This window comes from Gelidibacter salicanalis (assembly GCF_007997285.1).
Lineage (GTDB): Bacteria > Bacteroidota > Bacteroidia > Flavobacteriales > Flavobacteriaceae > Gelidibacter > Gelidibacter salicanalis.
The window spans coordinates 523,512-545,192 of record NZ_VORX01000002.1 but is presented as its reverse complement, the minus strand read 5'-3'; the positions used below and the strand labels follow the sequence as shown (position 1 = coordinate 545,192).

General features: G+C 37.3%; 19 protein-coding genes. 16 read left to right on the top strand and 3 right to left on the bottom strand.

Annotation, left to right across the window (positions count from 1 at the left end; genetic code table 11):
- The first annotated feature begins 7 nt into the window (after positions 1-7).
- Genes mreC through rodA form a run of 4 tightly spaced genes read left to right on the top strand, consistent with a single transcriptional unit; the run spans position 8 to position 4,545 of the window.
- Entirely contained in the window at positions 8-829 is an 822-nt protein-coding gene (gene mreC / locus ES711_RS05480; RefSeq protein ID WP_146891105.1) for a rod shape-determining protein MreC, read from the top strand.
- On the top strand, positions 822-1,328 hold the full coding sequence (locus ES711_RS05475; protein WP_146891102.1) for a rod shape-determining protein MreD: 507 nt from the start codon (positions 822-824) through the stop codon (positions 1,326-1,328). Before mreC ends, ES711_RS05475 begins: the two co-directional genes overlap by 8 nt.
- Complete coding sequence (gene mrdA, locus ES711_RS05470; RefSeq protein ID WP_146891099.1) at positions 1,325-3,268, top strand: penicillin-binding protein 2; 1,944 nt, start codon at positions 1,325-1,327, stop codon at positions 3,266-3,268. The genes ES711_RS05475 and mrdA overlap by 4 nt, the downstream gene beginning before the upstream one ends.
- Positions 3,268-4,545: a rod shape-determining protein RodA gene (gene rodA / locus ES711_RS05465; RefSeq protein ID WP_146891097.1), complete on the top strand. Its 1,278-nt coding sequence runs from the start codon at positions 3,268-3,270 to the stop codon at positions 4,543-4,545. Before mrdA ends, rodA begins: the two co-directional genes overlap by 1 nt.
- Positions 4,546-4,650: 105 nt before the next feature.
- Here the strand turns inward: rodA and ES711_RS05460 are convergent, their stop codons facing one another.
- Positions 4,651-7,281: a valine--tRNA ligase gene (locus ES711_RS05460; RefSeq protein ID WP_146891095.1), complete on the bottom strand. Its 2,631-nt coding sequence runs from the start codon at positions 7,279-7,281 to the stop codon at positions 4,651-4,653.
- Positions 7,282-7,477: 196 nt separating this feature from the next.
- Here ES711_RS05460 and ES711_RS05455 point away from each other — a divergent pair, with 196 nt between their 5' ends.
- Positions 7,478-7,873, top strand: coding sequence for a DUF1573 domain-containing protein (locus tag ES711_RS05455; protein ID WP_146891549.1), 396 nt, complete (start codon positions 7,478-7,480; stop codon positions 7,871-7,873).
- An 80-nt stretch (positions 7,874-7,953) separates the two neighbouring features.
- Here ES711_RS05455 and ES711_RS05450 read toward each other — a convergent pair whose 3' ends face one another.
- The gene (locus ES711_RS05450) at positions 7,954-9,270 is read right to left on the bottom strand and encodes a retropepsin-like aspartic protease (RefSeq protein WP_146891092.1); all 1,317 of its coding nucleotides are present in this window, start codon (positions 9,268-9,270) and stop codon (positions 7,954-7,956) included.
- Between the two features lie 120 nt (positions 9,271-9,390).
- Here ES711_RS05450 and ES711_RS05445 point away from each other — a divergent pair, with 120 nt between their 5' ends.
- From ES711_RS05445 to ES711_RS05400, 10 genes are all read left to right on the top strand, one after another.
- A complete protein-coding gene (locus tag ES711_RS05445; RefSeq protein ID WP_146891089.1) occupies positions 9,391-10,584 on the top strand; it encodes a pyridoxal phosphate-dependent aminotransferase in 1,194 nt (397 codons plus the stop codon).
- Positions 10,584-11,597, top strand: a complete 1,014-nt coding sequence (gene murB, locus ES711_RS05440) for a UDP-N-acetylmuramate dehydrogenase (RefSeq protein ID WP_146891086.1) — start codon at positions 10,584-10,586, stop codon at positions 11,595-11,597. The genes ES711_RS05445 and murB overlap by 1 nt, the downstream gene beginning before the upstream one ends.
- Before the next feature lie 226 nt (positions 11,598-11,823).
- A complete protein-coding gene (locus ES711_RS05435) occupies positions 11,824-12,354 on the top strand; it encodes an RNA polymerase sigma factor (protein ID WP_146891083.1) in 531 nt (176 codons plus the stop codon).
- A gap of 13 nt (positions 12,355-12,367) precedes the next feature.
- Positions 12,368-13,171, top strand: coding sequence for an anti-sigma factor (locus tag ES711_RS05430; protein WP_146891081.1), 804 nt, complete (start codon positions 12,368-12,370; stop codon positions 13,169-13,171).
- Positions 13,172-13,305: 134 nt separating this feature from the next.
- The gene (locus tag ES711_RS05425; RefSeq protein ID WP_146891078.1) at positions 13,306-13,509 is read left to right on the top strand and encodes a membrane or secreted protein; all 204 of its coding nucleotides are present in this window, start codon (positions 13,306-13,308) and stop codon (positions 13,507-13,509) included.
- A gap of 6 nt (positions 13,510-13,515) precedes the next feature.
- Positions 13,516-14,628, top strand: coding sequence for a glycosyltransferase (locus ES711_RS05420; protein WP_146891075.1), 1,113 nt, complete (start codon positions 13,516-13,518; stop codon positions 14,626-14,628).
- Entirely contained in the window at positions 14,619-15,164 is a 546-nt protein-coding gene (locus tag ES711_RS05415) for an RNA polymerase sigma factor (protein ID WP_146891072.1), read from the top strand. The genes ES711_RS05420 and ES711_RS05415 overlap by 10 nt, the downstream gene beginning before the upstream one ends.
- A gap of 213 nt (positions 15,165-15,377) precedes the next feature.
- The gene (gene lipA, locus ES711_RS05410; protein ID WP_146891069.1) at positions 15,378-16,256 is read left to right on the top strand and encodes a lipoyl synthase; all 879 of its coding nucleotides are present in this window, start codon (positions 15,378-15,380) and stop codon (positions 16,254-16,256) included.
- Positions 16,256-17,272: a type I glyceraldehyde-3-phosphate dehydrogenase gene (gap, locus tag ES711_RS05405; RefSeq protein ID WP_146891066.1), complete on the top strand. Its 1,017-nt coding sequence runs from the start codon at positions 16,256-16,258 to the stop codon at positions 17,270-17,272. Before lipA ends, gap begins: the two co-directional genes overlap by 1 nt.
- Before the next feature lie 30 nt (positions 17,273-17,302).
- On the top strand, positions 17,303-19,534 hold the full coding sequence (locus ES711_RS05400) for an ATP-binding protein (RefSeq protein WP_146891063.1): 2,232 nt from the start codon (positions 17,303-17,305) through the stop codon (positions 19,532-19,534).
- Here the strand turns inward: ES711_RS05400 and lpxK are convergent.
- Complete coding sequence (gene lpxK, locus ES711_RS05395) at positions 19,527-20,531, bottom strand: tetraacyldisaccharide 4'-kinase (RefSeq protein WP_146891060.1); 1,005 nt, start codon at positions 20,529-20,531, stop codon at positions 19,527-19,529. The two genes, ES711_RS05400 and lpxK, sit on opposite strands and share 8 nt — an antisense overlap.
- 55 nt (positions 20,532-20,586) lie before the next feature.
- On the opposite strand from lpxK, the gene ES711_RS05390 reads away from it, so the two are divergent.
- Positions 20,587-21,681, top strand: a complete 1,095-nt coding sequence (locus ES711_RS05390) for a Nif3-like dinuclear metal center hexameric protein (protein WP_146891057.1) — start codon at positions 20,587-20,589, stop codon at positions 21,679-21,681.

Here is a 21,681-nt window from a genome sequence, read left to right as displayed (position 1 = left end):
AGCCCAAATGCAACAAATCATAAATTTTGTACTTCGGAACAAAACCTTCTTGGTGTTTTTGTTGCTCTTTGGTCTGTCTTTGTTTTTTACAATTCAGTCGCACTCCTACCACAAAAGCAAGTACATCCACTCCTCCAATCTGGTGACTGGCGGTGTTTACCAAGTTGCCAATGGCATAGGACAGTACTTTAATTTGACCAATGAAAACAAAGCCTTGCTGGAGGAGAATCGGATGTTGAAATCTATTGTGTACAATTTAGATCTCGACACCGTAAACATCCAAATAGACAGTATTAAATTAGATTCCGCCTATAAATTCAGGACGGCTCAAGTTTTTAAAAATAGCTATTCGCACTCCACTAATTATCTGACCATTAATAAAGGTAAAAGGGACAGTATAAAAATAGATTACGGTGTAATTACCTCAAAGGGTATTGTTGGGATTGTTGAGAACACCTCTCAAAATTTCTCTTCGGTATTGTCTATTTTAAACACCCGTAGCCGTATCAACGCACAACTCAAAAAGACCAACCATATTGGCTCTTTAGTATGGAACACGGAATCTGCCGAGTTTGCGCAGCTTATAGACATTTCAAAATTTGCACCTTTGGCCATTGGCGACACCATTGTTACGGGCGGACAGTCTACAATTTTTCCTAAAGGCGTATTGATCGGTACGGTGAATTCCTATAAAATTGATTCCGGTGGAGACAACTATGTGGTTAATGTGAAATTATTTAATGACATGACTAATATTGGTCACGTTTACGTAGTTGAAAACTTACAAGCTACGGAAATAAAATCACTACAAAAACCAAAGGATGACTAAGGAAACTTTAAATATCGCCGCAAGGTTTGTAGTTTTGATTTTGGTGCAGGTGTTGATTTTTAATCACATCAATTTTATGGGATACATCAATCCCTATATTTACATCATATTCATCATTCTTTTTCCGGCAAATAACAACCGTACCTTATTTGTGTTTTTAGCCTTTCTACTGGGATTCTGTGTTGATATATTTTCGGATTCAGGAGGGGTGCATGCCGCAGCTTGCGTTACCATAGCCTACATACGACCGATATTTTTAAAATTCACCTTTGGAACCGTGTATGATTACCAATCCATCAAATTTAATCAAATAGATTTTGGGAGTAAATTGACTTATTTTTCAGCCCTGATCTTCATCCATCATTTGATCATGTACGCTTTAGAAATCTTTAACATTTCCAAAATACTTTTAATCCTTCAAAAAACGTTATTCTCAGGGATTTTCACTATTATCCTTTGTATGCTTATAACCATCCTTTTTAGCCAAAAACGTAAATGAGAAAATTATTACTTCTTTCACTTATTGTTCTTGTAGGTTTTGTATTTATTGCTCGCTTATTCTACCTTCAGGTGTATAATGAAGATCCATACAGTTTGTACGAAGACAATGCCATTAGAAAGGTATTTGACTATCCTAAACGCGGCTACATCTTTGACAGACACGGAAGGCTATTGGTGGCCAATCAGCCGTCTTATGATGTCATGTTCATTCCTCGTGAAGTAAAACCTTTGGACACTTTAGAATTTTGCAATCTTTTAAAAATTACCAAAGAAGACTTCATTAAATTTTACGAAAAAGCCTACCGCTATTCCCCGAGACTTCCTTCTGTATTCATTCCGCAACTCTCTAGAATGGAATATGCCGTTTTACAGGAAAAAATTAGAAAATACGAAGGTTTTTATATTCAAAAGCGCTCATTAAGAGATTATCAAACAACCATTGGTGCCAATGTTTTAGGCGATATTGGTGAAGTAAACAACTACATCATTGAAAATGATCCATACTATAAAAGTGGCGATTTAATTGGTAAACAGGGCGTAGAATTGTCGTATGAAGAAGTGCTACGCGGTGTTAAGGGTATAAAATTTATTCAAAAAGACCGTTTTAATAGAGATATTGGCCCGTATAAAGATAAGGTATATGATACCTTACCTCAACCTGGAAAAGACATCACCATCACCATAGATTCAGAACTCCAAAAATATGGCGAATTGCTTATGCGCCACAAGCACGGAGGAATTATTGCGATAGAACCGAGCAGTGGTGAAATTATTTCAATGGTTTCTGCACCGTCTTATAACCCGAATCTTTTGGTGGGCAGACAACGTTCAAGAAACTTTTCGAAGTTGTATACGGATACCATCGCAAAGCCGTTGTTCGATCGGAGCTTAAAAGCACAATACGCACCAGGATCACCATTTAAAGTATTAAGTGCTTTAATTGGACTACAAGAAAAGGTAGTCACTACTGAAGATCAATTTACCTGCCGTCATGGCTACTATTTAGGCAACAGACGTTTAACCGGCTGTCACAGCCATGCGAGCCCACTATCCATGAATCAAGGTATTGCACAATCGTGCAATGCTTATTTTGTAAATGTTTATCGACGAATAATCGACAAGTACGATAAGGCTGCTGATGGAATGGATGTTTGGAGTAATCATGTGAAGAGTTTTGGGCTTGGCGACTATCTAGGATATGATCTTAAAATCGGAAACAAAGGCCGTATCCCTGACGGTGCATTTTATGACAAATGGTACGGCAAAAATCGATGGTCATCTACCTATAACATTTCAAACGCTATTGGCCAAGGTGAGGTTGAAACCACACCAATCCAATTGGCAAATATGGTGGCTGCCATCGCCAATCGCGGGTATTATTATACACCTCATATCATCAAAAATATTGAAGGCGAGCCCATAGACGAAAAGTATACCACCAAAAATCACACCACCATTGACAAGGAGCATTTTGAACCTGTAGTTCAGGGTATGTTTGATGTTTACAATACGGGTACGGCTTACAGCCTTCAAGTTCCGGGAATCGAAATTTGCGGAAAAACGGGAACTGCAGAAAACTTCATGAAGATTGATGGCAAGCATGTGCAATTGACGGATCATTCCATATTTGTAGCGTTTGCACCTAAAGACAACCCTAAAATTGCCATTGCCGTTTTTGTAGAAAATGGCTATTGGGGAAGCCGATTTGCCGGCCGTATTGCGAGTTTAATGATTGAAAAATATATTAAAGGCGAAGTCAGCATGACTTCTATGGAAAATTGGATTTTAACCCACAGTTTGGAAAACGAATATGCAAAACCATATTCTGGAAAAGAGTTTGGAATCAATAGGCAATCCGCATTGCAAGTAATTGATAAAATTACTAAAGATACTGTTGTTAATCCTACGACCACACGCACATCTACATTCAATCAGTAATGCAAAGAGAATATAAATTATTAAATTTTGACTGGATAACCATTGGCCTATTTTTGCTCCTAGTAATTTTTGGCTGGCTGAACATCATGTCTGCTTCCCACAATGGAGAAATCAATAGCTATTTTGATATGTCCCAGCCTTACGGGAAACAGTCGGTATTTATCTTATTTACCTTAGCACTAATAGTCATTATTCTGGCCCTTGATGCAAAATTTTACGAACGGTTTGCCAGTATCATTTATGTGGTATCTATCCTATCCTTGCTGGGATTATTCATATTTGGAAAGAATGTTAATGGTGCTACAGCATGGTATGGTATTGGGGGCATGACTTTACAACCCAGTGAGTTTGCAAAATTTGCCACCTCTTTGGCGGTAGCCAAATACATGAGTGATCTTCAAACCAACATGAAGACGTTTAGGGATCAGGCTAAAACCATGGCCTTAATCGTACTGCCTGCCATCTTGATTTTGTTACAAAATGATGCTGGAAGCACCGTAGTGTATGCCGCATTCTTTTTTGTATTTTATCGGGAAGGCTTACAGCAAATCTATTTGGTTATTGTAGTATTTTTGATAGGGCTCTCCATCTTAGCACTCAAATTTAACGTGGTTGTGGCCAGTTTGATTTCCACGCTTATTATTTTTGGGCATCATTTTTTCATTCTGAGAAAGCGTCCGCAACTCATCCAACCCATTGTTATCGTTATTGCCTGTGTCGCCGTATCGTTTGGCATAAAGTACTTTTACAACTCGGTATTACAATCGCATCAAAAGGACCGTATTAGTTTATGGCTGAGACTGGAAAATGATCCGGTAAAACTTCATGAAATGAAGCAAACCATCCTATACAACCTCAACGAATCTGAAAAAGCAATTAGTTCAGGAGGCCTTACCGGCAAAGGATTTTTACAAGGAACAAGAACCACCGGAAAGTTTGTCCCAGAACAACATACGGATTATATTTTTAGCACCGTAGGAGAAGAATGGGGCTTTTTAGGAAGTGCCTTGGTGGTCATACTTTTTGTGGGCCTATTATTACGCATATTGTTTTTAGCGGAGTTACAGAAATCAACTTTCAGTAGAGTGTATGGCTATTGTGTGGCCTCGATATTATTCATTCATTTTTTGATCAATATCGGGATGGTGATGGGGTTGATCCCTACCATTGGAATTCCGCTGCCATTTTTTAGTTATGGTGGTTCCGGACTTTGGGCCTACACCATCCTTCTATTTATTTTTGTCAAACTCGATTCGAACCGGATCAATGAGTGGTAAACTTTAGAGTATGTACCTAATACTTATTTAAGATCATCTACTTATAAATAAAAAAAAACCTGTCCATATCAGACAGGTTTTCAGTACTTATAAAGAGTAGCCAATTTATTTCAAACTCGCCAAACTCGATTTTATAGTTTCAATCTTCGCTAAAGCATCAGCTTCTTTATTGCGTTCGTTTTGCAACACTTGCTCTGGGGCATTATTAACAAATCGCTCATTGGATAATTTCTTTTGCACGGATTTCAAAAACCCTTCCGTATAGTTTAACTCATCCGTCAATTTCTTGATTTCTTCTTCTACGTTTATAGCGCCAGAAATCGGGATAAAATACTCGTTGGATTGCACTCTAAAACTTAAAGCACCTTCTACAGCATCAGTCACTGCATTCATCTTTGAAATATTTCCCATTTTTTCAATAACCGAATTGTAACGTTCGGGTAACTTTTCGTTATTGATAAAAGATAATTCAATGCTGTCTTTAAACGATATGTTTTTATTCTTTCTAATGGTTCTAATGCCAGAGATGATTTCTTTCACCACTTCAAATTCGGATATCAATGACGCATCAAACAATTCAATTTTTGGATACTGCGCCACGATTAAAGCTTCTTCAGGAGTTCTCTCGGCAATAAAATGCCAAATTTCTTCGGTCAAGAAGGGCATAAACGGATGCAATAGCTTTAAGTTAGATTCAAAAATAGCAATCACACTTTTGAATGTTTTTGAATCGATAGGCTGTTGGTATTCTGGTTTGATCATCTCTAATAACCAAGAACAGAAATCGTCCCAAATCAACTTATAGATCCCCATCAGGGCATCAGAAAGTCTGTATTTACTATAATGATCTTCAATCTCTACCAAGGCTTGCTGAAATCTGGACTGGTACCATTCTACCGCAATTTTTGAGGCTGCAGGTTGTTCAATCTCTGAAACTTCCCATCCAGTTACCAACCTAAAAGCATTCCAAATTTTATTGGCAAAGCCTTTTCCTTGATTACATAAGTCTTCATCAAACATCAAGTCGTTACCCGCAGCAGAACTTAATAGTAAACCTACACGAACTCCATCAGCCCCATAGTCTTCAATCAGTTTTAGGGCATCAGGCGAATTCCCTAAAGACTTACTCATCTTGCGGCGTTGCTTATCGCGTACCAATCCCGTTAAATAAACATTTTCAAAAGGTTTCTCGTCTCTATATTCGTATCCAGCAACAATCATTCGTGCCACCCAAAAGAATAGGATATCCGGGCCGGTTACCAAATCATTGGTTGGGTAATAGTATCCAATTTCCGGGTTATCAGGGTTGCGTATGCCATCAAAAACACTAATTGGCCATAACCAGGAGGAAAACCAAGTGTCTAACGCATCTTTATCCTGGGTTAAATTAGACGCCGTAAGTTGGCTATTGCTTGTCCTGTCTTGTGCTAGTTTTACCGCATCTTTAATAGTTTCTGCCACTACAAAATCTTCTTTACCGTCACCATAGAAATATGCTGGAATTTGCTGTCCCCATAATAATTGACGTGAAATATTCCAATCGCGAATATTTTCCATCCAATGTCGGTAGGTATTGTTGAATCGTTTTGGAAACAATTTCACCTCTTCATCTTCCAATACTGCTTTTATGGCAGGTTGAGCAAGATCTTGCATTTTTAAGAACCACTGATCAGAAAGTCTTGGTTCAATGACCGCCTTAGTACGTTCACTCGTGCCTACCTTATGGGTGATGTCTTCCGTTTTTGAAAGAAGGCCCAAATCTTTAAGCTCTTGGGTAACGTCTTTTCGCGCTACTACTCTATCTTTTCCTTGATGATGTAGACCAAAACTATTTAAAGTAGCATCATCATTAAGGATGTCCAGCACTTCCAAACCGTGTCTATCTCCAATTTCTTTATCGTTTACGTCGTGTGCAGGGGTGATTTTTAAACAGCCTGTACCAAATTCCATATCCACATAATCATCCGCTATGATCGGCACGATTCTATTACAGATGGGCACAATGACGTTTTTACCGATTAGATGCTGGAAACGCTCATCATTAGGATTCACACACACCGCAGTATCTCCTAAAATGGTTTCAGGACGGGTGGTAGCAATCGTTATATAATCTTCCTGACCCTCAATTTGATAATTGACATAATACAATTTGTCAGTGCGCTCCACATGAATCACCTCTTCATCTGACAATGTCGTTTTTGCTTCGGGATCCCAATTGACCATGCGGTAGCCTCGGTAGATTAAACCTTTGTTATACAAATCAACAAAAACTTTAATTACTGATTCGCTCATGTCCTCATCCATGGTGAATTTTGTACGGTCCCAATCACAAGAACAGCCCAGTTTTTTTAATTGTTCAAGAATAACCCCGCCATATTCATACGTCCAATCCCAAGCATGGCTTAAAAACTCTTCACGAGACAGTTTGTTTTTATCAATGCCTTGCTCCTTTAATCTCGCGACAACTTTCGCTTCGGTTGCTATAGAAGCATGATCGGTACCTGGCACCCAACAGGCGTTTTTGCCTTGCAGTCGGGCTCTCCTTATGAGCACATCCTGAATGGTATTATTTAACATGTGCCCCATGTGCAAAACTCCAGTGACGTTTGGCGGCGGAATCACAATAGTATACGGCTCACGCTCATCTGGAACGGACTTGAAATACTTGTGTTCCATCCAATAGGAATACCATTTATCTTCTACGTTGGAGGCGGCATATTTTGTTGGAATTGTCATACTTTGGTACTGTTTTTGTATATATAGATAATAACAGACAAAGTTACTTATATTTCTGTTTTTGTGAAATTATAAAAACAATAATTCACCTTAAAATAGGTGTCATTTTCCTTACGAAGCGTGTCATACGTCTAATAAATTTTGCGAAACGATTAAATGTAAGTAATTTTGTAATGATCAATTTAAATATAAAATGATGAAAAATTTATTTGCAATTTTATTTGTAGGAATGCTAAGTGTTTCTGCGTTTGCACAGAACAAAGTAGCGAAGATTGAATTTAAGACTGATATGATTGACTATGGTACCATTGAAAAAGGTGCTGACGGCGTTCGGGTTTTTGAATTTACCAATACAGGAAATGCCCCGTTAATTATTTCTAGAGTATCTTCAACGTGCGGTTGCACCATCCCTAAAAAGCCGGAAGGTCCTATCCTTCCTGGAGACAAAGGTGAAATTCAGGTTAAATATAATACCGATATTGTCAACCCAATTAGAAAGACCATTACGGTAATTTCGAATGCTGAAACCCCAACAGTAGCACTTAAGATTAAAGGTGAGGTTGTAGATTCCAATAAAACCAGTTCAAAATAACATCATATCAATCCTCCAGGCACCATTAAATTGTCCTAAGGTTATATAAAACTGAAGCTCTCAAAATTGAGAGCTTTTTTTTATAATAAACTTTCCAATTTAAAACGAAAGGTCATGATCACGCCATTTCTGTCAATGACTAATTTTATAAACCGGCCTTCTGCACCTCTGAAAAAAGAGTTTACTTCTTGCAATTTTAGGGCGTGTGTTTGTCTGCCGTTAACTGAAATCACCAAATCACCCACCATTAAGCCGACTTTCGCGCCCGGTGAGTTAGGCCTCAATTCTGCAATATTAAAAGCAGGTTTTAATTGATATCTATATGCCTCAAGTACCATGATCCCACCTGCAGCCTGATCAGTTTTTAATTGCGACGAATTTTTGACCTCTTTTATGACTCTACTTCCTGACTGTTCTAAAATAATTCCACTTTTATCGTAGGTAAAGGGGGAATTAAAAAATTTGTTTTTTTTAAAGGTGACTTGGGCATTACTATAATCCATAATAATATTAAAACGCTTCAATAACTCTCCGGCCATACTCCCACTGCGTTCTTTAAATTTTCTAGCAAAACTTATGGCTGCCGAGTCAGGATAAGCCACATTCAAATCATTAAGATGAAAACTTTTAATGGAGAATTGTGCAAGTTTAGCCCGTTTGCCATACACGCTGCCACTTAAACCTTTCCCTAAATAATCAATGAAGTATGCATCTTCTCTAGGAACCAACCCTAGGGAATCATTTTCAAAAAGCCACAAAGCATCACTGCCTCCTGAATCCATCAACAGTTTTACAGGAACATTTTTTGTAGTGGTCATAACCGTGGCATCAATGTAAGGTTTGTTGTTTACTAATGTGAGCGGGACTGTTTCACATTTCTTGCAATTTTTATAGGTGTAGGTCTTTGGGTCATTCAACCTTATAAACTTAGACCCGTAGTTGATTTCAACAATAAAATCCTTAAAAATATCGTAGCCAATAATGCCGTGTACTTGCACACCTAATCTGGGGGTAAAATTGATAGACTCGTCAGTTATGATATACACATCTTGATTGACGTTCAGGGCTTGGCCAATTTTAAAGACATTCTTCTCAGACTTTAAAGCGACTACAAAATCGCCATCACCTAATCCTCTAAGATAAATGCTTTCAATATTTTTCAATTTTAAGGAATCCGCAGAATCAATAATATTAAACAAAATGGGCTTGCTTACGCCAGAATCCAACAAAAATGAAAGCGTTACGCCATTAATTTCAACTGGAAGAATAATGAGGTTATCAATCAGCTGAAAATTGATCCTAGTCCGTTCAACGTTAGGTAAAATGAAGTTGCTTTGCGAATTGGCGAGTTCGCAAAAAAGGAAAAGAATTATCGCTAATGAAAATCTTTTAGACATATATAAAAGGTAGCGTTCTACCAATTTACAATACTTTAACTTCTCATTCGTTTATTACCTGGATAATTTCAAAATTCTTTGAGATAATTTTCAGAACTTTACCCCTTAAATTTGAAACTCATGCCAAAAATTTCACAGAAAGGGCAGTTGATGCCTTCATCTCCAATTAGAAAATTAGTTCCTTATGCGGAACAAGCTTATAAAGAAGGTAAAACTGTTTATCATTTAAACATTGGGCAACCTGATATCAAAACTCCAGAAGTGGCATTGGATGCCGTAAAGGTACATTCCTTAGATATTTTGGCTTACACACGCTCTGAAGGTTCTGAAGACTACCGCAAAAAAATAGCCCAGTATTACTCTAAGAACGATATTAATGTTACCCATAGTGACATTATTGTGACTACCGGGGGTAGTGAAGCTTTGTTATTTGCTTTTGGTAGTGTCATGGATTCTGGCGATGAAATCATTATTCCTGAACCATTTTACGCTAATTACAACGGATTCTCTACAGCCTCAGACATTAAAGTAGTGCCGGTTATTTCCAAAATAGAAAATAACTTTGCCTTACCTCCTATTGAAGAATTTGAAGCACTGATTACCGATAAAACTAAGGCCATCTTAATTTGCAACCCTGGGAATCCTACGGGATACCTGTACTCTAAAGAAGAAATAAAACAATTAGCTGCCTTGGTAAAAAAACATGACCTGTTTTTAATTGCAGATGAAGTGTATAGAGAGTTTGTGTACGATGGAAATGAATTTTACTCCATCATGCAAGAAGACGGTTTGGAAGACTATGCCATCATGATCGATTCTGTTTCTAAGCGCTACAGCATGTGTGGTGCCAGAATTGGGTATTTTGTGTCGCGTAATAAAGAAGTGATCCAAACCGCACTAAAGTTTGCGCAAGCCCGCTTGAGCCCGCCAACTTTGGCCCAAATTGCCAGTGAAGCCGCATTAGACACTCCACAAAGTTATTTTGATGACGTTATTGTAGAATATGTCAAACGCCGCAACACGCTCATCAGAGAGTTAAAAACCATCGACGGCCTTAAAATTGCCGAACCAAAAGGCGCCTTTTATTGCATAGTAGAATTACCGGTAAAAAGTGCCGATCATTTTGCACAATGGCTGCTAGAAAGTTATGACTATGAGAAAGAAACTGTGATGGTAGCTCCTGCAGCTGGTTTTTACTCAACTCCCGGCGTTGGTTTAAACCAAATCAGAATTGCTTACGTATTAAACGAAGAAAGTTTGATCAGAGCTGTACACATACTGAAAGAAGCTTTAAAAGTATATCCTAACCCGTAGTGACTATCCAAGAGCATATATCACTCAAGCCTTACAATACTTTTGGGCTAAACGCTCAGGCAAGATATTTTATTAAGGTTGAAAGTGTTCAACAATTAATTGAGGCGCTAAGTTTAGATCAGTATCCCAATAAATTCATCCTTGGTGGTGGCAGTAACATGCTACTCACCAAGGATTTGGATTGTTTAGTAATTCAAGTAGCCATTAAGGGTGTCGAAATTATTGAGCAAAAAGAAAATTGCGTATGGGTCAAAGCCAGTGCAGGTGAAAATTGGCATGAATTTGTGTTGTGGTGTTTGGCCCATGATTTTGGAGGTATTGAGAACCTATCCCTAATTCCAGGCAATGTAGGTACTGCACCAATCCAAAATATAGGCGCCTATGGGGTTGAAATTAAAGATACTTTAGAGTCTTGTGAGGCTTTAAATATCGCCACCAAAACAATTGAAACATTCACAAATGCGGAATGCAAATTTGATTATCGAGAATCTATCTTTAAGCAAGAGAAAAAGCATGCTTACGTCTTAGTAAGTGCGACTTTTAAATTGACAACCTCTAATCATCAATTGCATATGGATTACGGTGCGATCACTTCCCAATTGGAAATGATGCAGGTAAAGGCCCCAACCATTCAGGATATTTCAAAAGCAGTCATTGCAATTCGAGAGAGCAAATTACCAAATCCTAAAGACATCGGAAATAGCGGAAGTTTCTTCAAAAACCCTATAATTTCTAAAGGTCATTTTGAAAAACTAAGGGAGAATTTCCCTGAAATTCCAAGTTATACCGTATCTCCTAACGAAGTAAAAGTACCAGCGGGTTGGCTGATAGAAAAGTCTGGATTTAAGGGTAAAACATTTGATCAGTACGGCGTGCATAAAAAACAGGCCTTAGTACTGGTAAATTATGGCAACGCTCGTGGCTTAGAAATTTATAACCTGGCTAAACTTATCCAGAAAACCATACAACAACTCTTCGGGATTTCCATAGAAATGGAAGTCAACATCATATAAAAAGGCTTCAAATCTATAAATTGAGGCCTTCTTAAAATCCCTGCAAAGTTAATGAAAAAGCTATTAATCATATTCCTTAAATAGAAGAATATATAACGCTAGAGATATAAAAACTATATTAGAATTATAAGGTAGTTTATTTGTAATTTTACCACCCTATAGTTGATATACGCTTAAAAGATGTATTCGGACTTTAATCACAAAATATTAAATTAAAATTTAACTTTTGAGTTACTCATTAGAAGAACATATTGTCGAACTTCTTGAAAAAGGAGATAAAGCTGCGCTTAATTTACTTTATGAAAATTATTCTGACAGTCTTTATGGGGTCATTTTAAAAATAACCAATAATGAAGAACTCGCCCAAGACGCTTTGCAGGAAAGTTTTATAAAAATTTGGAAGAACTCCAAAAAATACGATTCCAAAAAGGCAAGACTTTTTACATGGCTCTACAGAATAGCGCGAAATACGGCTATTGATAAATTAAGAAGTTTCAATAATCGTTTCGAAAAGGAAGTCCAAATTGATAAATCCAACGTATATATTTTACCAACCGCAAGTTTAAATCAAGATGTTATTGATTTAAGAGATCATGTTACCAAATTGGATGAAAAATACCAAGTTGTACTAAATGCTTTATTTTTTGAAGGCATGACACAACAAGAAGCTAGTGACGAACTAGATATTCCTTTGGGCACAATAAAGTCGCGATTGAAAATTGGTTTGAGAGATTTACGAAAACTTTTTAACCATTAAAAGTTTAGAAATAATGGAAAAAAAATTACAACATTTTATGAATTCGGGCCTTTTAGATAGTTATATCTTAGGGACTACAACGATAGATGAGAATCTAGAAGTTGAGAGCTTTATTGCTGAATTTCCTGAAGTTGCCGCTGAATATGACCGGCTTCAGGAAAATCTTGAAATTTTGGCAAAGGCAAACATCGTGGAAGCACCTAAATACATTTTGAACGATGTTTTTAAAGAGATCTCGGAAGAAACACCGGTCTTAAAAATGAATTTACGACCAGAAAGACGAACTCCGTGGTTTAGCATCGCAGCAAGTATTGCAGCATTTATATTTGCCGGCGCTTCCTTTTTCTTGAATGATAAAAACATAACATTGAGCAATGAAAACCAAGTTGTGGTAGAGGAAATTTTTGATCTTAGAAGTGATATTGAAGAGAACAATAATAAGTTGGAAAATGTCATGCTTCAATTTATGAAGTTGAACAACCCTGAAACGGAAAAGTATGTCCTAAGAGGAAACTCCAGAGCAAAGAATTTAAAAACGGTAGCCTACATTAATGCGGTGGATAAAACATCTATGATTGATGTGGTATCCTTACCTAAATTACCTGAAGATCAGTCCTTCCAAATATGGGCAGAACTTCAAGATCGTATGGTAAATTTAGGGATTTTGGATGAATCTGAGCGCAAATTGAAGACCATACCTTATATGGAAAATGCTTTAGGATTGAGTATTACCATTGAACCTAAAGCAGGATCTCAAATGAATTCTGGTAACAATGAAAATTCCGTTGCTGAAATCGTTTTGAAGAATAATAAATAATATTTTTTTACAAAATCAACATTCTAAACCACCTCGAAAGGGTGGTTTTTTGGTGGCATATTTCCTGATGAACTCTTGCGCTAATATGTTATTAAATTGTTTAAAAGCATTATCTTTGCATAAATTCTATACGCATGAAACTTTTACTTATCACATTAATCCTATTAGGCCTCGGAGTTGCTGGTATTGCCATTAAAATCTGGGCAAAAAAAGATGGTAAATTTGCCGGCACTTGTGCTAGCCAAAATCCTATGCTTAATAAAGAAGGAGAAGCTTGCGGGTTCTGCGGGAAGTCTCCAGACCAGTATGAAAATTGTAGTGAACCTCAACATTCATAAAGGTTAATGGTTATATTACATGTGCTGTTCTACATTTTTGTAGTAGTTACCTTTGTCCAATTATTTTTTTACGGTTACGTTTTCTCCAGTGTTAAACAGAAAAGACGCACCGCCTCTCCACAACAAACATTCCCCGTTTCCGTACTAATTTGCGCAAAAAATGAGGCTAAAAATCTAACTGCATTTTTGCCCAGCATTCTAGATCAAGAGTATCCAAATTTTGAAGTGGTCTTAATTAATGACAGCTCCACTGACGCCACACTTCAAGTTATGGAGCAATTTAAGGTTAACCACAGCAATATTAAGATTGTCAATGTGAAAAACATTGAAGCATTTTGGGGCAATAAGAAATATGCACTAACTCTGGGTATTAAAGCGGCTACCCATAACCGCCTATTATTTACCGACGCTGATTGTCAACCTGTCTCCCGGCAATGGATCAGTGAGATGAGCAGTCATTTTACTAGAGAACATCAATTGATTTTAGGTTATGGCGCCTATGCTAAAGTCAAAAAATCTGTATTAAATAAACTAATCCGTTTTGAAACCTTTATGACGGCTGTTCAGTATTTCTCCTACACCAAATTAGGAAACCCCTATATGGGCGTTGGACGAAACATGGCTTATACCAAAGAACTCTTTTTTGAAGCACGAGGGTTTATGGACCATATGAACATTAAATCTGGTGATGATGATTTATTTGTCAATCAGATTGGAGATTCCAGAAACACCACTATTTGTCTGTCAAAAAACAGCTTTACTGAATCTATTGCAAAAGAAACTTACAGTGAATGGATCGTTCAAAAGCGCCGTCATATCACAACTGCCAAAAACTATAAAACCAAACATAAATCGGCTTTGGGAATGTTTTTTGTTTCGCAATTCCTGTTTTTTGCTATTGGGTTAATTTTGATCAGCACAGGTTTCTTTTGGCAAATTGTTTTGGGATTGATTGTCGCTCGATATTTGGCGTTATTCATCAATTTAAGCTTAGCTTCTAAAAAATTGAATGAAAAGGATTTGATTCCTTATTTCCCACTTTTGGAAATATTTCTTATTGTTACACAATTCTCTATCTTTATAAAAAATCTTTTATCAAAGCAGAATCGTTGGAAATAAAATTAATTATTGCAAAAGCCAAGAGTAATGATCAAACCGCATTTAAGGTTTTACTGGATGCTTTTTGGAATGATGTGTATGGTTTTCAATTGAAACGTACCGAAAACGAAAATGATGCAGAGGATATTACCATCCAAACCTTTTCAAAAGCTTTTGATAAAATTGACACCTATAATGACGCCTACGAGTTTAAAACTTGGCTGATTACCATTTCCAAAAACATTCATATTGATCTTTTAAGAAAGCGCAAATCCTCTTTTCAAACCAGGTCTCGTCATACCAGTTCTGATGATTTTAATGACATCATAGATGAATCGCCTTCTCCTGAAGACAAATTGATCACAGAACAAAATTTAGCCAAACTCCTCCGTGATATTAAGAAGCTAAAACCCCATTATCAGCAAGTCATCAATTTAAGATACTTTCAAGAATTGAGTTATAAAGAAATTTCGGAAGAACTCAACGAGCCTATCAACAATGTAAAAGTAAAACTTTTGAGAGCTAAAAAACTATTAGCGGAAGTGATTACCAAATAATTACTCGTTAACATACTGTATGTCCAAACGGTATCATTACATGTTTAATCACATCCTTCTGTACTAAATGCTTAATATATTCTAGTGAATTGTGGTCACTCAAATGCGCAATCAGCATTTTAAACCGCATTTTTAGCCAGTAGGATCTGCGCCTGCTACCCTATAGTTTTACGATTATACTTTGTATATTTGTCATTGAAAATTTCCGAATCTATGAGTACAGAAACCATTTCAAAAGTAATCCCAGAACGCCAACCTAAACCCAAATGGCTCCGAGTAAAATTACCTACTGGTAAAAAATACACAGAGCTTCGCACCTTGGTGGATAAATACAGTTTAAATACGATATGCACCTCGGGGAGCTGTCCTAATATGGGCGAATGTTGGGGTGAAGGAACGGCAACGTTTATGATTCTTGGAAATATCTGTACCCGGTCTTGCGGTTTTTGCGGCGTTAAGACAGGTCGTCCTGAAGTTTTAGATTGGGATGAACCTGAAAAAGTAGCGCGCTCCATTAAGCTAATGGGCATTAAACACGCCGTATTAACGAGTGTTGATCGCGACGATATAAAAGATATGGGAAGCATCATGTGGGCTGAAACAGTGAAGGCTGTCCGCCGTATGAATCCTGAAACAACCTTAGAAACGCTGATCCCCGATTTTCAAGGTATCGAGCAACATATTGACAGAATTATTGGTGTAGCGCCTGAAGTGGTCTCTCACAATATCGAAACGGTCAGACGATTGACCCGAGAAGTCAGAATCCAAGCGAAATACGACCGCAGTTTAGGCGTACTTAAGTATTTAAAAGACCAAGGGCAACGACGTACAAAATCTGGCATCATGTTAGGTCTTGGCGAAAAACGAGAAGAAGTTATTGAAACACTTCACGATTTAAGAGCACATAATGTCGATGTGGTGACCATTGGGCAATACCTACAACCGAGTAAGAAGCATCTCCCAGTAAAACAATTTATACTTCCTGATCAGTTTAAGGAATATGAAGAGATTGGACTAGACCTTGGGTTTAGACATGTGGAAAGTAGTGCTTTAGTGCGATCATCCTATAAAGCTCAAAAACATATCAATTAATGATTAGAGTAGCGATTAATGGATTTGGACGTATTGGCCGTCGTGTGTTCCGACTTATCCAAGACCGTGATGACATGCATGTGGTGGCCATAAACGATTTGGCGGATGCACGTACCCTAAGTCATCTGTTAAAATACGACAGCATCCACGGTGTATTAAAATCCAAGCTTTCTTTTGACGAGCATCATTTAATTTTTGAAGATCAACAGATTCCTTTATTGAACTCTAAAGACATTGAAAACATAGACTGGAAACCTTATAAAGTTGATTTTGTAATTGAAGCTACCGGAAAATTTAAAACCAGCGCCGCTTTAGAACATCACATTAAAAACGGGGCTAAAAAAGTCATCTTATCCGTGCCTCCTGTTGATGACGACATTAAAACCATTGTTTTGGGTGTAAATGACGGGATTCTGAATGGTGATGAAACCATCATTTCTAACGCTTCATGTACCACAAATAACGCTGCACCAATGATTGCCGTCATTAATGACTTATGTGGCATCAAACAGGCCTATATCACCACGGTGCATTCGTATACTACAGATCAGAGCTTACATGATCAACCCCATAAGGACTTAAGACGGGCACGGGCAGCAGGACAATCTATCGTCCCAACTACAACCGGTGCCGCCAAAGCCCTAACTAAAATCTTCCCAAAACTCAACGATGTGATTGGTGGGTGTGGCATCAGAGTTCCTGTGCCCAATGGATCTTTGACAGACATCACTCTAAATGTGGAAAAGACAGTATCCATTGAAGACATTAACCAAGCTTTTAAAGAGGCCTCCGAAACATATTTGAAAAATATATTGGAATACACGGAAGATCCTATAGTTTCAATTGACATTGTGGGCAATCCTCATTCCTGCATTTTTGATTCGCAGATGACATCTGTGATTGGTAATATGATAAAAATTGTTGGATGGTACGATAACGAAACTGGATATTCTAGCAGAATTCTAGATTTAATCAGCAATATAACGATGAAAACCACACTTTTATCGAATAAATAATTATATTTGTTTTCCATAAAGTGACCAAAAATGTCCCAACCAAAGTATTATATAGTTGCTTTTCTTATCCTCCTATCTGTAACGTTATTCTCACAAAACGCTGCTGATGAAGATGCAGAGGTTCTTAAAATGCGAGTTCAAAATTACATTACTCAATCTGGTTTTGAAATGGAACGGGGGGAATATTACAACGCTAAGGACAATTTAGATAAAGCTTTGGTCATTGCCCACAAAATTGCGGACAAAAAAACTGAAGGCAGTATTTATACGCAAATTGCTAAGATGCAGTTTATTATAGAGGAGCCAGAAAATGCATTAGTTTCTTTAACGAAAGCTGCTGAACTGCAACGGGAAACAAATGATTATTTAAATTTAGCCACTACCTACAATCTTAGAGGCATTTTGCACAGCAGTAAAAAGGAATATCAAATCGCCCTGGATTACTTCAACTCTGCCCGCACTAAATTTGAAGAAGAAGGATTAGAACGCTATATTTCAGACGTTAATTTGAACGAAGCTAAGGTTTACATTGCGCTAGAAGATTACAAAACCGCCAAATCAAAGCTCGAAAAAACCATCATCCTTGCTAAAAAACACGATCAGATGGGTGTTTTAAGCAGCGCTTTCATCAACAGCGGAAAAGTTTACCAAGCCATGGGAAATGATGAATTAGCTCTGTCTATGGCGAAAGAAGGTATGGAATTAGCCGAAAAGAATAACATACCGGAATACATTAATGATAGTTATTTAACCTTAAGTGATATTTATGAAAGCAATGGTAACTATAAACTTTCCGTTGAATATTTAAGAAAACATCTTCAACTGTCAGATGCTTTGATGGATATTAAGCGCAAAAACCTTTCTCCAGAAAAAAAAGCACAGTTTATTAATGATTATAAAGATTCTGAGCGTAAACAAATGGAAATTAAGTTGGAAGAGGCTGATGCTTCCAACAATTTAACCAGGATTACCACTATCTTAAGTATTGCCCTGATTACCATTTTGTCTCTCCTTACCTTATCCTTGTATAAAAACAATAATATCAGACTCAAGACCAACAACATGCTTCATAAAAAAAATGATGAACTTATTGTTGCAAAAGAAAAAGCAGAACTTGCTTCCAAAACCAAGGCCAACTTTTTGTCTACCGTAACTCACGAACTTAGAACACCATTATATGCCGTAACAGGCTTAACGAACATGCTCTTGGACGAAGATCCTAAACCGGATCAGATTCCGCATTTAAGATCCTTAAAATTTTCTGGGGACTATTTATTGACCTTTATAAATGATATTCTTCAAATCAACAAAATTGAAGCGAATAAAGTGGAATTGGATCCGGAAGTGTTCAATCTCAAGAAAAAAGTTGAAAATGTCCTTTCAGCATTGAGTAACTCGGCAATAGATAACCATACCAAATTGCATTATGAATATGACAATGACCTGCCAACTACATTTACGGCTGACCAACTCAAGATATCCCAAATTTTAATCAATCTTGTGGGTAACGCCATCAAGTTTACTAAGGATGGTGATATCTGGGTGAAATTGAAAAAGATAAATCAAGAAAACAACACCTATACCGTAAGATTCGAAATTCAAGACAACGGCATTGGAATTACAAAAGAGAAACAAGAACATATGTTTGAAAGTTTCTCCCAAGGCTCCATCCAAATTAATAGAAAATACGGCGGCACTGGTTTAGGCTTGTCCATAGTTAAAGGGCTAATTGAAATCTTAAAAGGTAAAATTTATTTAAAAAGTGAGCTCGGAAAAGGCTCGAGCTTTTTCTTTGAAATTCCTATGACCTACGCTCCAGAGCCAACTATAAGTGAAAAACCTAAACAACTTAACAAAATTAATACTTTGGACTTGACAAATATCAAAATTTTGGTTGTTGAAGATAACAAGATCAATCAAATGATAACCCGGAAGATTCTAAACAAAATGAATCTCTATTGCGATGTTGTAGAGAATGGGGAAGATGCGGTGGAGCGCGTTAAGGAGGTACACTATGATGTCGTACTCATGGACATTCATATGCCTGGAATCAGTGGTCTTGAAGCCACTAAGATTATCAGAACATTTGATAAGGAATTGACAATTTTCGCATTAACAGCAGTCACCATCGAAGACAAAATGCACGAATTTGATGAAGCGGGCTTTGATGACATTATCTCCAAACCTTTTAAACAAGACGATTTCGAAAAGAAATTGTACAATGCGTTAAAAATCAATCAAAAGTCATCCGCTTCTATTTGACAAAGCCAAGGATAAGTTGATCAAAATCTACTGGTCTATTCACTTTCATTTCAATAGGCAAATAATATAGTTTTTCAGCTTGAGTAAAATGAGGTGCCAACCGTACCATGTCCTTTTCCGTAGTAACTATAAGACCTCTCGTTTTCAAATTGTCTAGTTCACTACTGCTAAACTCGTGATGGTCCTTAAATTTTAAATGCTCAAATTCAAGTCCTCGCTCCTGTAAGTAAGAAAGTAATGGTTTCGGATTGGCTATTCCAGTCACCAAAGTAAATTTTTCATTCTTAAGCGTGGACAAAGCAATCGTCTCGTTGGCGTTTTTTAATGTGCTCGAATAAGCAATACTTGCAAAAAACACCTCCTGATGTGCTAAGGGTTGTATGCGATTGGTAATTTCTTCTTTTCGTTGATTTGAGAGCGTTTCTGGACATTTGGTTACTACAATGATGTCAGCACGCTGTGCACCTCGCTGGGGTTCCCTTAAATTCCCCGTAGGCAACAATATATCATCTACATAAAGATCATCATAAGGCGTCAACAAAATATTGAAACCAGCACGCACCTTTCTGTGCTGAAAAGCATCATCTAATAAAATAACTTCTGGAGGATTTTGCAATGCGGTTAGTTGAGAAATACCGTGCACCCGATTTGCGTCTACACTCACAATTACGTCATCAAATTTTTGGTAAAATTGAAAAGGTTCATCGCCAATACTGTTCGCTGTGGCCGTATGATCTGCAATAATAAAACCCTTTGTTTGTCTTTTATAGCCTCTACTCAGCGTGGCAAGTTGAAATTCCGAATGTAAAAGCCGAATTAAATACTCAATCATGGGCGTTTTACCCGTGCCACCAACACTTAAATTCCCCACACAGATGACGGGAAAGTGATAAGCGGTAGACTTTTTTATACCCAAGTCATATAATTTATTGCGTAACCAAGTAACCCCATAGTATATGGGAACGACCGGAATAAGGAGATACCTAAGTAATTTCATCAGAACGAAAATATAATATTTTATCTTTGCTTTGAACCTAAAACCAAAAAAACATATGATTATCCAAGAGGTCATTGATCATCTCGAAAAGTTAGCACCTTTAGCATATGCTGAAGAGTTTGACAATGTAGGGTTGTTGGTGGGCGACAAAAATAATGAACTTAAGGGTGTTTTGGTCACTTTGGACACCTTAGAAGATGTTGTTGACGAAGCTATTGAAAAAAACTGCAATTTAATTGTCAGTTTTCATCCGATCATCTTTAAAGGTTTAAAAAAGTTGAACGGTAACAGCTATGTGGAACGTGTTGTTTTGAAGGCGATTAAGCATGATATTGCCATTTTCGCCATTCATACCGCTTTAGACAATGCGCTACAAGGCGTGAATGACATTATCTGCAATACCTTGGGCCTAGAAAATAAGAAAATACTCTTACCGCAAAAAGGGACCATTAAAAAACTGACCACCTACGTCCCCCAAGCCAATGCTGACGGTTTACGTGCGGAGCTCTTTAAAGCTGGTGCTGGTCAAATAGGAAATTATGATGATTGCAGTTTTAACACGGAAGGTGTTGGCACGTTTAGAGGTAATGAAGCATCAGACCCAAAAGTTGGGGAGCGTTTTGAATACCGCCAGGAAGATGAAACTCAAATTTCTGTAACCTTCCAAAAACATTTAGAAAAAGCACTATTAAAAGCGCTTAAGGAGCATCATCCTTATGAGGAAGTTGCTTTTGAAGTGACCACCTTAGACAATTACAACCAACACATTGGGATTGGTATGGTAGGAGACTTACATGAAGCAATGGCTACTAACGATTTTCTACTGTTTGTAAAAGAAAAAATGAAAGTCTTTTGCATCAGACATTCACAACTCCATACCGATAAAGTGCAACGGATAGCTGTGCTTGGGGGGTCGGGCAGTTTTGGCATTGCTGCTGCGAAGGCGGCACAGGCAGATGTTTATATTACCGCAGATCTTAAATATCATGACTTTTTTTCTGCAGAAAATCAAATAATTTTAGCAGATATAGGACATTATGAAAGTGAACAGTTCACAAAAACCTATTTAGCTGACTATCTATCAAAAAAAATTACTAATTTTGCAGTCGTTTTATCGACGATAAACACCAATCCTGTAAAGTATTTATAA

Coding starts and splice junctions, on each gene's coding strand:
- ES711_RS05475 (WP_146891102.1), top strand. CDS start 822: ATGACTAAGGAAACTTTAAATATCGCCGCAAGGTTTGTAGTTTTGATT.
- ES711_RS05460 (WP_146891095.1), bottom strand. CDS start 7,281: ATGACAATTCCAACAAAATATGCCGCCTCCAACGTAGAAGATAAATGG.
- lipA (WP_146891069.1), top strand. CDS start 15,378: ATGAGTACAGAAACCATTTCAAAAGTAATCCCAGAACGCCAACCTAAA.
- lpxK (WP_146891060.1), bottom strand. CDS start 20,531: ATGAAATTACTTAGGTATCTCCTTATTCCGGTCGTTCCCATATACTAT.
- rodA (WP_146891097.1), top strand. CDS start 3,268: ATGCAAAGAGAATATAAATTATTAAATTTTGACTGGATAACCATTGGC.
- ES711_RS05420 (WP_146891075.1), top strand. CDS start 13,516: ATGGTTATATTACATGTGCTGTTCTACATTTTTGTAGTAGTTACCTTT.
- mreC (WP_146891105.1), top strand. CDS start 8: ATGCAACAAATCATAAATTTTGTACTTCGGAACAAAACCTTCTTGGTG.
- ES711_RS05445 (WP_146891089.1), top strand. CDS start 9,391: ATGCCAAAAATTTCACAGAAAGGGCAGTTGATGCCTTCATCTCCAATT.
- ES711_RS05390 (WP_146891057.1), top strand. CDS start 20,587: ATGATTATCCAAGAGGTCATTGATCATCTCGAAAAGTTAGCACCTTTA.
- mrdA (WP_146891099.1), top strand. CDS start 1,325: ATGAGAAAATTATTACTTCTTTCACTTATTGTTCTTGTAGGTTTTGTA.
- gap (WP_146891066.1), top strand. CDS start 16,256: ATGATTAGAGTAGCGATTAATGGATTTGGACGTATTGGCCGTCGTGTG.
- ES711_RS05430 (WP_146891081.1), top strand. CDS start 12,368: ATGGAAAAAAAATTACAACATTTTATGAATTCGGGCCTTTTAGATAGT.
- ES711_RS05450 (WP_146891092.1), bottom strand. CDS start 9,270: ATGTCTAAAAGATTTTCATTAGCGATAATTCTTTTCCTTTTTTGCGAA.
- ES711_RS05455 (WP_146891549.1), top strand. CDS start 7,478: ATGAAAAATTTATTTGCAATTTTATTTGTAGGAATGCTAAGTGTTTCT.
- ES711_RS05425 (WP_146891078.1), top strand. CDS start 13,306: ATGAAACTTTTACTTATCACATTAATCCTATTAGGCCTCGGAGTTGCT.
- ES711_RS05400 (WP_146891063.1), top strand. CDS start 17,303: ATGTCCCAACCAAAGTATTATATAGTTGCTTTTCTTATCCTCCTATCT.